The following is a 14750-nucleotide window of genomic DNA, read 5'->3' on the forward strand; positions in this document are numbered from 1 at the left end:
TCATGCGCGTCCTGCCCGTACTGTTGTGCCTCTCGATCACCGCCTGCGCGAGCGCGCCTTCGCACAAGGACGTGGTCGTGCCGCCGGAGGCGGCCGCGGTACCGGCACCGGCCGGCGACGGCTCGATCTATTCCGCCGGCGCCGGCATGGCCTTGTTCGAAGACCAGAAGGCGCGGCGCGTCGGCGATCTGCTGACCGTGGTGCTGGTCGAGAAGACCGACGCCGAGAAGAAGGCCAATACCAGCACCGCCAAGAAGACCTCCGACGACATCGCCAACCCGACGCTGTTCGGCCGGCCGGTGAGCGTCAAGGGCACCGGCGTGCTCGGCTTCGATCTCGGCTCCGACCAGTCGTTCACCGGTGGTGGCGCGTCGACGCAGTCGAACACGCTGTCCGGCTCGGTGACGGTGATCGTCACGCGCGTGCTGCCGAACGGCAATCTCGTCGTGCGCGGCGAAAAGCAGCTGACCCTGAACCAGGGTTCCGAACACGTCGCGCTCGAGGGCATCGTCCGGCCGATCGACATCGCTGCCAATGACAGTGTCACATCCGATCGTATCGCCAACGCGAAGATCAGCTACGCCGGCAACGGCGCGGTTGCCGATTCGAACGCAATGGGCTGGCTTGCGCGCTTCTTCAACTCCGTGCTGTTCCCGTTCTAGGAGCGATCCATGCGCTATCTCCTCATGCGTCGCCACGACCGCCACCTGCGGATCTGCCGCTGGTTGACGGCGCTGCTGTGCGTGTTCCCGAATCTTGCGCACGCGGAGCGCGTCAAGGACCTCGCATCGGTCGAAGGCGTGCGCAGCAATCCGCTGATCGGCTACGGTCTGGTCGTCGGTCTCGACGGCAGCGGCGACCAGACCACGCAGGCACCGTTCACGACGCAGAGCCTGAAGTCGATGCTCGCGCAGCTCGGCGTGACCGTGCCGGCCAACGTCAATCCGCAGTTGAAGAACGTCGCGGCGGTTGCGATCAGTGCCGAGCTGCCGGCCTTCGCCAAGCCCGGACAGCAGATCGACGTCACCGTTTCGTCGCTCGGCAACGCCGGCTCGCTGCGCGGCGGCGCGCTGCTGATGGCGCCGCTCAAGGGTGCCGACGGACAGGTCTATGCGATCGCGCAAGGCAATGTCGTGGTCGGCGGTTTCGGTGTGTCGGGCAAGGACGGCTCGAGCGTGACCGTGAACGTGCCCAGTGCCGGCCGGATTCCGAACGGCGCGCAGGTCGAGCGCGTGGTCGCCAACTCGTTTGCGGCGTCGCCCGAGTTGCGTTTCGATCTCAACACCGCCGACTTCACGACGGCGGCACGCATGGCGCAGAGCATCAACGCCGCGCTCGGCAGCGAGATGGCGCGTGCGCAGGACGCCGTCACGGTCAGCGTCATGGCCCCTGCCGACGCCAATCAGCGCGTTGCGTTCCTGTCGGTGGTCGAGAACATCGAAGTCGATCCCGGCGATGCCGCCGCCAAGGTCGTCATCAATTCGCGTACCGGCACGGTCGTCATCGGCAGCCGCGTGCGCGTGATGCCGGCGGCCGTCTCGCACGGCTCGCTGGCGGTGACGATTTCCGAAAAGCCGCAGGTCAGTCAGCCGGGGCCGCTGTCGGAAGGCCAGACCGCGGTCGTGCAGCGGTCGCAGATCGAAGTCACGCAGGAAGGCGCCGGCCACATGTTCGTGTTCGACGCCGGCGTCAATCTCGACGACCTCGTCAAGGCCGTGAACCAGGTCGGCGCGGCGCCGGGCGACCTGGTCGCGATTCTGGAGGCTTTGAAGGAAGCGGGTGCCTTGCGGGCGGAGTTGGTGGTGATCTAGTGGACGGCAATTTCGAGATCGGGCCTCTTGTTTCGCGCTGCGGCGCGAGGGACTGTTCTTTGCCTGCCCAAAGAAAAGTCATCAAAAGAAAGGATGCCTCAAGGGCCGCACCCCGCTACGCGGGGTTCCCTGCGCTGCTCACGTGCCCGGAAGCGTCGCCGACGCGGCGTCCTCGCCGCGGCGACGACCTGGAAAGAAAAGCAGCTCGTCCGACAGGGCGAAAGCAAAGGCAGATTTGTCTCGCGACGCGATCAGCACGAGCGATGCACGAGCGTGAATCGCGCGCCGGAGCCTCGGCATGAGCACACGCCCGACCGACGCCATCACCGACTTCAGCCAGTTCCAGGGCATGCGCCGGGGCGCGCGCAGCGGTGACGAGGCGACGATCCGCAAGGCCGCGCAGCAGTTCGAGGCGCTGCTGACGCAGCAGCTGTTCAAGAACATGCGCGCCGGGTCGCTTGGCGATGACGTCATGGGTGGCGGTCAGACCGGCTTCTATCAGGATCTGTTCGATCAGCAGATGTCGGTGCATCTGTCCTCCGGCAAGGGCCTCGGGCTTGCCGACATGCTGGTCCGGCAGCTGCGCGGATCGAGCGCTGCGCAGCCTGGCGACAGCGCGGCAACGACGCTGGAGGCCGCTGCAGCGAGCGGCAGCCATCACGCCTTCGCACTGCAGTCGCAAGCGAATGACGTGAGCGGCGCGAGTGCGACCGCAGGCAGTGCAGGCAAGACACCGGAAGCATTCGTGCAGGCGATCCTGCCGCACGCCGAGCGCGCTGCGCGCGAGCTCGGCGTGCCGGCGCGCGTGCTCGTGGCGCAGGCGGCACTGGAAACCGGCTGGGGCAAGCACGCGATCAAGGATGCGGACGGCAAGAGCAGTTTCAATTTCTTCGGCATCAAGTCGGACCGGCGCTGGCAGGGTGATGCGGTATCGACGACGACGACCGAATTCGTCGATGGCGAGGAGCAGCGGCAGCAGGCGGACTTCCGCAGCTACGACTCGGCCGGCGAGGCCTTCGACAATTACGTCGACTTCCTGAAATCGAATCCGCGCTACGCGCAGGCCCTGAACCATGGCGGCAGTGCGAGCCATTTCGTGCAGGGTCTGCAGAACGCCGGCTACGCAACGGACCCGGCGTATGCGGACAAGATCATGAAAATCGCCAACGGGCCGACGATGCAGCTCGCGCTCGCCAGCGGCAGACGCAGTTACGCGGTGTAAGGGAGCGGGACCATGGCCGACATACTTTCCACCGGCAGTTCCGCGCTACTGGCCTACCAGACGGCGCTGAACACGACCAGCCACAACATCGCCAACGCCAATACCACCGGCTATTCGCGGCAACGCGTCGATCTCAGCGCCAAGCTGGCGCAGGGCAGCGGCAGCGGCTACGTCGGCACCGGCGTCGACGTCGCCAGCGTGCAGCGCATCACCGACGCGCTGGTCAATGCGCGGCTGCAGACCAGCAACTCGGCCTATTCGCGGATCGACACGTACTCGAACTACGCGGCGCAGATCGACACCCTGATGTCGGACAGCGGCACCAGCCTGTCGGCCCCCTTGCAGTCGTTCTTCGACGCCGCCAGTGCGCTGGCCAATTCGCCGACCTCGACGGCCGCGCGCCAGAGCCTGCTCGGCAGCGCACAGACCCTGGGCAGCCGCGTGACGACGATGCAGTCGCAGCTCGATGGCATGAACAGCGACATCAACCAGTCGCTGGCGGCCACGGTGTCGACGATCAACGACGACACGCAGGCGCTTGCCAGACTCAACGAGCAGATCGTCAACGCCCAGTCGATGTACGGCGGCCAGCCGCCGAACGATCTGCTCGACCAGCGCGATCAGCTGGTCCAGAAGATCGCCGGCAACATCGGCATCAGTACTGCGCAACAGGACGACGGCAGTCTCAATGTCTTCACCGCCAGCGGGCAGGCACTGGTCGTCGGCAAGCAGGCGACGGCGCTCGGCACGGCGCCGGATGCCTACGCCAGCGGCGCGCTCGACGTCACCTACAAGGGCGCGGCGATCACCAGTCAGCTCAGCGGCGGCACGGTCGGCGGCCTGCTCGACGCGCGCCGCGAAGTGATCGATCCGGCGCGCAACGAGCTGGGCAAGCTGGCAGCCGGGATTGCCTCGGCAGTCAACACGCAGAACGCCGCCGGCGTCGATCTCGCCGGCAATCGCGGCGGTGATCTGCTGGTGATGCCGGCCGGCACCGCCTACGCCGCGTCCGCCAACAACGGCAACGCGGCGATGAGTGTGGCGATCACCGATGTCGGCGCACTCGATGGCAGCAACTATGTTCTCAAGTTCGACGGCACGGCCTGGTCGGCGACCGACGCCGGCAGCGGCGCGACTGTCGCGCTGAGCGGCAGCGGCGTTGCCGGCGATCCGCTGAAGCTCGGCGGCGTGGCGATCACGCTCGGCGGCAGTGCCCAGGCCGGCGACAAGTTCCTTGTGCAGCCGACTGCCGGTGCCGCGAGCCAGCTGAAGCTCGCGACCAGCGATGCCAGCCGCGTCGCAGCGGCATCCGCGGTCAGTGCGTCGGCCGCCAGCGGCAACAGCAGCGCTGTCGCGGCGATCAAGGTCAGCGACGGCAGCAACGCGGCGTTGACCGACCCGGTGACCATCACGTTCACTGGCGCGAACACCTACCAGATCAACGGCAGCGGCAGCTACGCCTACAACAGCGGCGACGCGATCAGCGTCAACGGCTGGTCATTGAGCCTCGGCGGCACGGCGGCGGCCGGCGACAGCTTCACGATCAGGAAGACCGGTGCCAACAGCAGCGACAACAGCAATGCGCAGTCGCTGGCCCAGCTCGGCGGCAAGGGCCTGTTCGACGGCGGCCTCGAATCGATCAGCGCCGCGCAGTCTTCGCTGACCACGCAGGCAGCGACGCGTGCACAACAGGCCAGTCTGGCGCTCGACGCGCAGACCACGGTCAAGACGCAGGCGGAAAGTGCGCGCGACTCGGTGTCGGGCGTCAATCTCGACGAGGAAGCCGCCGACCTGCTGCGTTTCCAGCAGGCCTATCAGGCGGCGGCACAGGTGATCGCGACCGCCAACCAGATCTTCCAGTCACTGCTGCAGGCCACGCGAGGTTAGTCCGATGATCCGTTTCTCGACCGCTTGGAGCTATCAGCAAGGCGTGACGCAGATGCTGCGTCAGCAGGAAAAGATCGCGACCACGCAGAATCAGTTGAGCACCAACCAGAAATGGCAGACCGCCGCCGACGATCCGGCCGGCTGGGCGCAGGCGCAAGGCTACGATCAGCTGGTTTCGCAGACCGCACAGTACACGGCGGCGGCGCAGAGCGCGCAGCAGCGCCTGCAACTCGGCGAAGACACCATCGCCAGTGGCGTCGGTCTGCTGCAGCATGTGCGCGAACTCGTCGTGCAGGCGAATACCGCGACGCAGTCGGCCGACACGCGCAAGACCATCGCCGATCAGCTCAGCGGCGTGCGCGATCAGCTGATGGCGCTGGCCAACACCAGCGACGGCCAGGGCCGTTACCTGTTCGGTGGCGCCGACGACGGCAGCACGCCGTTCTCCTGGAACGGCAGCAGCGCCGACTATCATGGCGACCAGACCACGGTGACCGCGCAGATCGGCAGCCAGCGCACCGTTGCGCAGAACGATCCGGGCAGCAGCGTGTTCATGGGGCTGAAGACCGGCAATGGCAGCTTCGCGGTCAGCGCCGGCAGCGCCAATACCGGCAGCCTTGCGATCAGCAGTGCCGCGCTGAGCGACAGCGATGCCTGGGATGGCGGCAGCTACACGCTGCGTTTCACCGCCGCCGATCAATACGAAATCGTCGATGCCTCGAACAACGTTTTGCAGAGCGGCAGCGCGGGCGACGGCAGCACGATCGATTTCCGCGGCGCGTCGCTGACGCTGACCGGGTCGGCCGCTGCCGGCGACAGCTTCGGCATTGCGCCGTCGTCGTCGCAGGACATGTTCGCGATGATCGACCAGCTCGCAAAACTGCTGACCCAGCCGCAGGACACGCCAGCACAGCGCGCGCAGGTGCAGACCGCGCTGCAGCAGGGCCTCGGTACGCTGCAGACCGCCGAAAACCGGCTCGGCGATGTGCGCTCCGGCATCGGCATCCGTCTCAATGCGATCGACGACTCGCTCGATGTGGCGGCGGCGCAGAGCGAGCATGCGACCGCGGCAGCTTCCACGCTGCGCGACACCGATTACGCCGACGCGATCGGCAAGCTGCAGCTGCAGATGACCACGCTGCAGGCAGCACAACAGGTGTATACGAAGGTGCAGGGGCTGTCGCTGTTCGACTACCTGCGCTGAGCGCTCAGTAGGTAACCGTCACCTTGACGGTATCGGTGTAGGTGCCGGCCTGCGGTGTGGTTTGTGCGGGCACCTTTCCGTAGACGGTGAACGACTGCTGCGCCGCATTGCCCGTGGCGCCGACGCGATCGACGTTCAGGGTGTTGCCCCAGCGCAGCGAGCGCGCGGCGTCGCTGTAGAGCTCGTAGGACAGATAGTCGCCGCTGCTGCTGCGGCGCATGCGTCGCGTCGTCCCGGAAGCGTTGATGCCGTTGTCGAGACCGATCTGGTAGGCGGTGGTGTTGGTGCATTGCGTGGTGATCGTCGAGCTGGCGAGTGCCGCGCTGGTCAGCGGACCCTTGGAGCCGAAGTCGAGATCGGTGGTGCTGACCGTGCATTGCCTGGCGACGCTGGCGCTCGCCGTGAACGGAAAGCTGCCGTTGCTGGCGGTACCGCAGCTCGGGTAGGTGCCGGCGCTCAGCAGGGCAATGTTCGCCTGATAGGACAGCTTGGTTGCGGCGCCGGTGAAGGCATTGCTGTAGCTGCCGGGCACCAGCGAGGTCTGGCCGCCGGGAACGCGACCGTACACCGTCAGACTGCCGGTTTGCGCGCTGCCGTTGCCGAGGATCGGGAAGCTCATGGTGGCCTGCGCCGGGCTGCCCGCGCAGCCGCTGTCCGAGCCCCAGCTGTTCGCGTAGCTCGCGTCCTTGTAGATCTGGAACTGCATGTTGCTGGTGCCGCTCTGCATCCGTCGCGGATTGCAGTTGCCACCGCCCTGCGCCCCACTCTCGATGTTGAAGCACATGCTGACGAAAGCCCCCGACAGGCCACCGACCAGGCAGTCGAGCAGGCCGCTGCAGTTGTAGGTGCAGCTGTAGTTGAGCGTCGCGTTGCTGGTGACGGCGCCACCGAACGGATCGACCGCGCCGAAACTGATATCCGATTGCGACGCGCTGCAGGTCACCGACGATGCCTGCGCCTGATGCGCGGCGCACAGCAGCACGGCGGCAATCAGCAGGCGCAGGCTCAGCGGCATGACAGCTCCAGCTCGGGCAGTTCGCGCTTGTCGCGATCGAGTGTGAAGTTCGCGTGGCAGCGGGAGCCGTCCGGCGAGACGACGACCACCGTGTTTCGCACGTCCAGATCCTCGAGGTAGGCCTGACCATCGTAACCGACGATGCCGCCGCCGCCGCGTGGGCGCTTGATCTGCACGTGGCTGCCGATCGGCAGCGGCCGGCCCTCGCCGTCGCGCAGGGTGACGAGCGCCGCGTGCGCGATCCGCAGCTTGAAGTCGACCCGCACCCCGCGCCCGGCGGCCGGCACGGCATCGAGACGCACGGTGTCGGTCTGGACCTGCGCGGGCAGGCCCAGGGTGTCGATCGAGATGCGGTTGGCCTGCCAGGGCCTGAGATCGGTCAGCAGGAAGTGGCCGCGGCCGTCGGTCGTGCCGATCGGCCGGTTCTCGATCGCCACAGGCACGCCGCCGATACCGTCGGTGCTGATCAGCGCGAACGCGTTGTCGATGCGCCGTGCGGCAAACAGGTCGCGATCCATGAACACGAGACTGCCTTCGAGCGAACCGTATTCCTGTGCGCTGCCGTCGAATTGACGGATGCCGGCGTCGAGCTGGCCCCAGTCCGCACGCCAGGCGATTTCGCCCTGGGCACTGTCGCCGTCATCGCCGTGCTGGGCGCGCACGTTCCAGCCGTGGCCGCCGTCGGGCGACAGCGGCTGCACGAGGCTGGCGCCGCTGCGCAGATCGTGGTCGTGCGCCTGCACGTCCAGACCGGCGGTCAGGTGCCGGTCGAACGACCAGCTCAGGCCGGCGTACAGCAGATCGTCGCTCGGCGTGTCGAGATCGCGCGAATAGCCGACATACAGCGACAGCTGCGACGCCGGATTCCAGCTGTATTGCAGGCTGGCATAGCGGAATCGGCTGTCGTCGTCGATCAGCCTCGTGTACGCGAGCGAGGCACTGCCGGCGGCGCCGAAGCCGAGACCGAATACGGCGCGATCGGTGGCCCGTGGCGGGGCGCGGCCGTCGCGGGTGGCCAGATCGCGATAGGCGCTGCTGGCCCGCACGCTCGACAGCTCGGTCGTGATGCGGCCGTTCGACCAGCTGTGACCGGCGGAAAACTGCCGGCCGCCGCGACCCTGCGCCCGGCTCAATGCCCCGGCACCGCTGATCACGCCAAGCTGCCCGACCCGTACCGCGAAGCCGCCGCCGGCGAGCGCCAGTCCCTCGCTGGCCTCGGCATGCGACTCGACGGTGATCCGGTTGCCGAGTCCGTAGCGCAGGCTGCCACTGGCGGCGGTGTGCGGATCGTAGGAGAACGACGCCAGGCCGTAGTCGCGCCGGACGAAGCCGAGATCGAGCGAATAGTCGAAGTAGCCTGCGCGCAACAGCTGCTGCGCCGAATAGAAGTCGTAGTCGATGACGCTGCGGCGTCCGAGCGCGTCGGTGACGACCAGCTGCGCCGAGCCGGCCCCGTCGAGATGCGGCACGGCGTCGATGCGGAATGGCCCTGGCTGCGCATCGGCGGAGAATTCGCGCAGGCCGTTGACGTACAGCTCCAGTGTCGACGGCAATGCCGCCTGCCCGAAGAAGGTCGGCAGCGGAAACGTGATGAGGCCCGGTTGCAGGCCGTAGTCGCGCCGCCACTGCAGGCCACCGAAACGCGTCGGGCGCGACCAGTTCAGCGCGCCCGAAATGAAGTCGCCGGCGCTCAGTGTCCACAGCTGTTCGGGCGACGACCAGCGGTATGTGGTATCGAGCCGGCGATAGGCAGCCGATTCGCCCTGCTCGTGCCAGGCCGACAGGGCGGTGCTGTCGAGCACGCCCCAGTCGCCGAAGGCCCGCCAGTCGGTGAATGCCGAGGCGTCGCGTTCGTGCTGGCCTGTGCTTGCGGCCAGCGCGTAGTTCAGCAGCGCGCCGTTGGCCACGTTTGCCGCGTGATAGTGATCGACGTCGGCGCTGAACTGCTGCGTCGGACGCTGCAGCTCGTCGGCATCCAGATCAAGCTGCTGCGACGGCGTGTCGATCCGGTAGTGCAGGCCGGCGATCGTGCCGAGATCGACGTAGGTGGCCGGTGGCAGGCCGCCGATGCCGGCATCGCGCAGATTGTCGGACCAGGCGTAGTCGTGACCGTTGCCGCCGACCAGTACCTGCATCACGCGTGGCAGCAGCGCGCCGTTCACGCGCAATTCCAGATACAGCTCGCCGCTCGTGCCGGCCATGCCGGGGCCGCTGAGCAGCCCGAGCGAGAGTGGATCGTGCCCCGGCTCGCCGGGACCGGCAGCCAATGCCGCCGGCAGGCACGACACCGCCACCAGCATCGCGAGCAGGCGCGACAGCGGGCGTGGCGGCGGGTTCGCGGAAATCTCAGGGCGTGGCGTCGTGCGCGCGAAGATCGACACGGATGGGCTCGCCGTTGATGCGTGCCTGCAGGATTTGCGCGTCGGCCGCTGCTTGCGCCGGCAGTTTCAGCGTCCAGCGTCGCAGCTGCCCGGCCAGGGCGTAGCCGAGCAGGCCGGGCTCCTGCATCAGGGTCTTGCCGTGTGCGTCGAGCAGTGCGAACGCGGAAACCTGGGCACGCGTGCCGCCGCGGTTGCGGGCTTCGAGCACGACCTGATCGTTGTCCTTGCGCAGATTCCACGACAGCTGCGCGGGCGTGCCGGCATCGCCGACGAAGACCGGAACCGAGAATTCCATGACGAAGCTCAGTCCGAGATTCTCGCCCCTGGAGGTGTCGGGCAGCTCGTTGACGAGAATGCGGTAGGCCTGCTCGCCGGCGGGATACGGCGTTGCGCGAATCACGCGCACCAGCTGCTGGCTGCCAGGCGCGATTTCGACCATGGGCGGGCTGACCACGAGTTCGCGCGTCGGCGTCAGCCGGTCTTCGCCATTTTCCTGCGTCCAGCGGAACACGCGAACCTGGCCGTGCAGGACGTGATCACCGGCATTGGTCAGCCACAGCGCGCGCGCCGGCGACCTGGCATCGAACTCGAGCAGAATCGGCGAAACGCCGAGGCCGCCGGCGCGCGCCGTCATCGACAGCAACAGCAGCAGGCCTGCAAGCAGCCCGGTGCCGATTCTCGCGCCGCCGGGCCGTGCGTGCATGCCGTGGGTGCTCAATAGGTGAGGGTGACCGTCACAGTATCAGTGTAAGTGTCAGCCGGCGGCGTGGTCTGCGGCGGCACCCGGCCATAGACCGTGATGTTCTCGACGCTGCCGGTGCCGCTGCGCGTGACACCCGTGGTGTTGTCCCAGGTCGTGCCGCCGGCCGAGTCGCTGTAGAGATTGTAGGACACGTAGTTCGTGGCGCTGCTCTTCATGCGGCGGGTATTGACGTCGTTCGTCGTTCCCGCGTTGGCGCCGGCATTGAGCTTGACCGTGTACGGCGCACCGCTGGTGCAGGTGATGTTGATCGTCGAAGTCTGGTCGATGTTGGCGGACAGCACGCCGCGCGAACCGAAGTCGAGATCGGATGCCGACAGGGCGATGCAGGCGTTGAGGATGACGATGCGTGCCTGAAACGTCGTGGTCAGATCGGTGGCCGCCATCGCCGGCAGTGAAGCCGCGAGGCCCGCGCCGATGAGGGCTGTCTTGAAGGTGTTCATGTCCGCGCTTCCGTTCGCCGCTTATTGGGCGAGACATCGTCGCAGCGCGGCGCCGCGAACGGTGGCAGATGCTTCCGGACGGCGGCGGCGGAAAGACGAAAGGCGAAGTACGGAAACGCCTGACCGGCGCCACCGCCGCCGGTCAGGCGAAACGCTACCGCTGGTGCGCGCCTCAGTCCTGCAGTGCGCGCTCGACCGCATCGAGCAGACGCGGATCGTCGCCGGCGACATCGGGCGCAAAGCGGGCGACGACCTTGCCGTCACGGCCGATCAGGAATTTCTCGAAGTTCCACAGCACGTCCGGCGGATTGCCGGTGTCGATGCCGTAACCCTTGAGCCGTTCGCGGAACGGACCGTCGCCGATCGCCGTCGGCTGGGCCTTCGTCAACTCGCCGTACAGCGGATGTCGATCCTCGCCGCGCACGGAGATCTTCGAGAACATCGGAAAGTGCACGTCGTACTTGGTCGTGCAGAAGTCGCTGATCTCGGTATCGCTGCCCGGCTCCTGTTCCTTGAAGTTGTTGGCCGGGAAGCCGAGCACTTCGAGACCCTTTTCCCGCTGCGCCTGGTAAAGCTTTTCCAGCCCTTCGTATTGCGGTGTCAGGCCGCACTTGGACGCGACGTTGACGACCAGCAGCACCTTGCCGCGAAAAGCCGAAAGGTCGCCGGCACTGCCGTCGATGCGTTTGAGGGGGATGTCGTAAAGAGCCTGCGTCATGGTCTGGTCCTTGTGTCTTGCTGTCGTCGGGGGCCGCGCACGCTGCATCGGTGCGGCGGACATCTTATCGCCGCGCGCCTTTCCCGGCTGACAAGGGCAGATGCGACCGTTCGTGCGCTTCCGCTATGCCGTTCATCCCATGTAAGCCGATTCGCTCAAGTTTGTACGGCGGCATCCGATAAAGGACTCAGCAACGGCAATCCGCTCTCGGGCTGCTGAGGCAGGACCGAAAGCCGCAGTGGCGTCGGCCCGGACCCAAACCTTCCTCATCCAGGAGTGCATCCATGCAAGGTATCAACACCAACGTGATGTCACTGAACGCGCAGCGCAATCTGCAGTCGTCGCAGTCGTCACTCGCAACCTCGATCCAGCGTCTTTCGTCCGGCCTGCGCATCAACAGCGCCAAGGACGATGCCGCCGGCCTCGCCATCGCCAGCCGCTTCTCGAGCCAGATCAACGGCCTCAACCAGGCACAGCGCAACGCCAACGACGGCATCTCGCTGGCGCAGACCGCCGACGGTGCACTGAGCTCGGTTTCCGACTCGCTGCAGCGCATCCGCGAACTGGCCGTGCAGTCGCGCAACGCCACCAACTCCGACACCGACCGTGCCGCGCTGAACACCGAAGCGCAGGCCCTGAAGGCGGAAATCGATCGCGTCGCTTCGACGACATCGTTCAACGGCGTCAAGCTGCTCGACGGCAGCTTCAGCAACGCCGCGTTCCAGGTCGGTGCCAATGTCGGCGAGACGATCACGGTCAGCAGCATCGGCAACACCGGCAGCGCCACGCTCGGCTCGTACAGCCTCGCGCAGGTGACCGGCGCCGCGGCATCGACCTTCGGCGCGATCACCGCCGGCGATCTGACGATCAACGGTGTCTCGGTCGGCGCGATCGGTGCGGACACCAATTCGGCGAACCGTGCCAGCAGCGTCGCCGCCGCGATCAACGCGTACTCCTCGCAGACCGGCGTGTCCGCGACGATCCTCGATTCGGCGCCGACGCAGGTCGTGCTGTCGAGCTCGACCGGCAATATCGTGGTCGGCGCTTCCGGCACCGCCACCGCCGCGTCGACCGGCCTGACAGCCGGAACGACCACCGCCACGACCAGCACCGGTTTCGCCGCGCTCGACCTCTCGTCGGTTGCCGGCGCTGACGATGCGATCAACGCGATGGATGCAGCCCTGGCCTCGGTCAACACGACCCGCGCCCAGCTCGGTGCGGTGCAGAACCGCTTCGAGTCGGTGGTCTCCAACCTCGCGACCACGACCGAGAATCTCTCGGCCGCCCGCTCGCGGATTCAGGACACCGACTACGCGGCTGAAACGGCGAACATGACCCGCGCGCAGATCCTGCAGCAGGCCGGTACCGCGATGTTGGCGCAGGCCAACTCCGCGCCGCAGAACGTGCTCAGCCTGCTGAAGGGCTAAGCGCTGCAGACGGGCGCCGGATGGCATCGCCGGCGCCCGTCCTTTTGATGTAGCAAGCGGCAAGCATGCACGCCGCCAGGCACCGAAACGCAGGACCTGACAGCAGCATGGCGCCGCCGGAGGACCCGGCGATGGCAGATCTGATCAATGCGGTGGAAGCGACGGCTGCGTCCTCGGGACGTGGCCTTGATGTCGTTCGGCAAACGGTGACCGACACGACGGTGCCCGCCGCGAGCGGCGCGGGCGATCAGAAGCCCGTCGCCGACGACAGCGAATTGCGTGCGGCACTGCAGGCGCTGGCCGGGCCTGCGCAGAACCGCGATGTCGGACTGGACTACCGCGTCGATCCGGATCTCGGTCGCGTGATCGTCGAGCTGGTCGATCGCAAGGACGGTACCGTGTTGCGGCAGATTCCGAGTGAAGAAGCGCTGCGGCTTGCGCGTCTGATGAAAGACGGCCGCGGCATCCTCGTCCAGGCACAGGCTTGAGAGCGACATGACCACGACCAGCAGTGCCACATTCACCAACGCCGGCGTCGGCTCCGGTCTCGATCTCGAGACGCTGATCACCAACCTGGTCGCGGCCGAAAAGACGCCAACCGAGACGCGACTGACGCAGAAGCAGTCGACGCTCAGTGCGCAGCTGTCCGCCGTCGGCACCTTCAAATCGGTGCTGTCGAACCTGCAGTCCAAGCTCGACGCACTCAAGTCCGACGGCTCGGTGGCGACGCTTTCCGCGACCTCGTCCGACACGTCGACCTTCACCGCCACGGCGAGCAGCGCCGCGACACGCGGCAGCTACTCGGTCGAAGTGGTCGGGCTTGCGACGCCGGAGAAGCTGGCGTCGACCGGCTATTCCAGCGCTTCGACCGCGCTCGGCGCCGGTGACGTGACGCTGACGGTCGGCAGCAAGTCCTTCACGGTGACGCTCGGCGACACCGGCAATTCGCTGACCGATCTCAAGAACGCGATCAACAACGCCAGCGACAACAGCGGTGTGACGGCGACGCTGATCACCGAAAACGGCGGCACGCATCTGCTGCTGACGTCGAACGACACCGGTGCCGCCAACGCGGTGTCGGTCAGCTCGTCGCTGGTTTCGTTCAGCGAAGCACAGGCAGCACAGGACGCGCACGTGCGCATCGATGGCTACGACGTCTACTCGGCCTCGAACACGGTCAGCGATGCGATCGACGGCGTCGCCCTGAATCTCGTCGCCGCCAGTCCCGGCAGCAGCAAGACGCTGACGCTGGCGTTCAACAACACGGCTGCGACTTCGGCGATCCAGTCCTTCGTCAGCGCCTACAACAGCGCCGTGACGACGATGAGCGCACTGACAAAGTACGATGCCTCGACGCAGACCGCGGCAACGCTCAATGGCGATTCGATGGTGCGTGGTGCACAGTCCAGCCTGCGCAACATCATCGGCGGCAGTGTCGGCGACGCCGGCACGTTCCAGTACCTCTCGCAGATCGGCATCACGACGGCTGCCGACGGCACGCTGAGTGTCGACAGCGACAAGCTCGGCAGCGCCCTGAATACCGACAGTGCGTCCGTGCAGAAGCTGTTCGGCAACAGCGACGGTCTGGCCGCGCAACTCGACGGTGCGATCAATCGCCTGATCGGCACCGACGGCCTGGTCGACGCGCGCGACGATGCGATCAACAGCCAGCTCGACGGCCTGAGCAAGCAGTTCGACGATCTCAATGCGCGCATGGATCAGGTCGAGGCGCGCTACCGCGCGCAGTTCACTGCACTCGACACGCTGGTGGCATCGATGCAGAGCACGAGCACCTTTCTGACCGGCCAGCTCCAGCAGATTGCCAACATCGGCTCGTGGTCGTCTTCGAAGAACAACTGATCCGATTGTTCCCGGCGAAGGC

The 14750-nt window shown here is 66.8% G+C and carries 13 protein-coding genes; 8 read left to right on the plus strand and 5 right to left on the minus strand.

All coding sequences use genetic code 11. The annotated features are described in order from the left end of the window. Window positions 1-2: 2 nt before the first annotated feature. From flgH to flgL, 5 genes are all read left to right on the plus strand, one after another. Window positions 3-662: a flagellar basal body L-ring protein FlgH gene (gene flgH / locus G7Y85_RS06520; protein ID WP_166253737.1), complete on the plus strand. Its 660-nt coding sequence runs from the start codon at window positions 3-5 to the stop codon at window positions 660-662. Between the two features lie 24 nt (window positions 663-686). Further along, on the plus strand, window positions 687-1811 hold the full coding sequence (locus tag G7Y85_RS06525) for a flagellar basal body P-ring protein FlgI (protein ID WP_166254639.1): 1125 nt from the start codon (window positions 687-689) through the stop codon (window positions 1809-1811). Between the two features lie 298 nt (window positions 1812-2109). Then, window positions 2110-3033 (plus strand): flagellar assembly peptidoglycan hydrolase FlgJ, encoded by a 924-nt coding sequence (flgJ, locus tag G7Y85_RS06530; RefSeq protein WP_166253741.1) that lies wholly within the window; start codon window positions 2110-2112, stop codon window positions 3031-3033. A 12-nt stretch (window positions 3034-3045) separates the two neighbouring features. Then, the gene (gene flgK, locus G7Y85_RS06535; protein WP_166253744.1) at window positions 3046-4920 is read left to right on the plus strand and encodes a flagellar hook-associated protein FlgK; all 1875 of its coding nucleotides are present in this window, start codon (window positions 3046-3048) and stop codon (window positions 4918-4920) included. Between the two features lie 4 nt (window positions 4921-4924). After that, a complete protein-coding gene (gene flgL / locus G7Y85_RS06540; RefSeq protein WP_166253747.1) occupies window positions 4925-6124 on the plus strand; it encodes a flagellar hook-associated protein FlgL in 1200 nt (399 codons plus the stop codon). A gap of 4 nt (window positions 6125-6128) precedes the next feature. On the opposite strand, the gene G7Y85_RS06545 is transcribed toward flgL, so the two are convergent. The 5 genes from G7Y85_RS06545 to G7Y85_RS06565 form a co-directional block, all read right to left on the minus strand. Further along, window positions 6129-7139, minus strand: coding sequence for a Csu type fimbrial protein (locus G7Y85_RS06545; RefSeq protein WP_166253750.1), 1011 nt, complete (start codon window positions 7137-7139; stop codon window positions 6129-6131). Beyond that, window positions 7130-9520 (minus strand): fimbria/pilus outer membrane usher protein, encoded by a 2391-nt coding sequence (locus G7Y85_RS06550; protein WP_166253753.1) that lies wholly within the window; start codon window positions 9518-9520, stop codon window positions 7130-7132. The genes G7Y85_RS06545 and G7Y85_RS06550 overlap by 10 nt, the downstream gene beginning before the upstream one ends. Continuing rightward, window positions 9486-10223, minus strand: coding sequence for a fimbrial biogenesis chaperone (locus G7Y85_RS06555; RefSeq protein ID WP_166253756.1), 738 nt, complete (start codon window positions 10221-10223; stop codon window positions 9486-9488). The genes G7Y85_RS06550 and G7Y85_RS06555 overlap by 35 nt, the downstream gene beginning before the upstream one ends. 11 nt (window positions 10224-10234) lie before the next feature. Continuing rightward, the gene (locus G7Y85_RS06560; protein ID WP_166253759.1) at window positions 10235-10723 is read right to left on the minus strand and encodes a Csu type fimbrial protein; all 489 of its coding nucleotides are present in this window, start codon (window positions 10721-10723) and stop codon (window positions 10235-10237) included. Between the two features lie 172 nt (window positions 10724-10895). Next, the gene (locus G7Y85_RS06565) at window positions 10896-11441 is read right to left on the minus strand and encodes a glutathione peroxidase (RefSeq protein WP_166253762.1); all 546 of its coding nucleotides are present in this window, start codon (window positions 11439-11441) and stop codon (window positions 10896-10898) included. A 284-nt stretch (window positions 11442-11725) separates the two neighbouring features. Between G7Y85_RS06565 and G7Y85_RS06570 the strand changes: the two genes are divergently transcribed. From G7Y85_RS06570 to fliD, 3 genes are all read left to right on the plus strand, one after another. Continuing rightward, complete coding sequence (locus G7Y85_RS06570; RefSeq protein WP_174839744.1) at window positions 11726-12868, plus strand: flagellin; 1143 nt, start codon at window positions 11726-11728, stop codon at window positions 12866-12868. A gap of 131 nt (window positions 12869-12999) precedes the next feature. After that, complete coding sequence (locus G7Y85_RS06575) at window positions 13000-13356, plus strand: flagellar protein FlaG (protein ID WP_166253766.1); 357 nt, start codon at window positions 13000-13002, stop codon at window positions 13354-13356. 7 nt (window positions 13357-13363) lie between these two features. After that, on the plus strand, window positions 13364-14728 hold the full coding sequence (gene fliD, locus G7Y85_RS06580; RefSeq protein WP_166253769.1) for a flagellar filament capping protein FliD: 1365 nt from the start codon (window positions 13364-13366) through the stop codon (window positions 14726-14728). Window positions 14729-14750 lie beyond the last annotated feature (22 nt).

This window comes from Solimonas terrae, assembly GCF_011067135.1.
GTDB classification, from domain to species: Bacteria; Pseudomonadota; Gammaproteobacteria; order Nevskiales; family Nevskiaceae; genus Solimonas; species Solimonas terrae.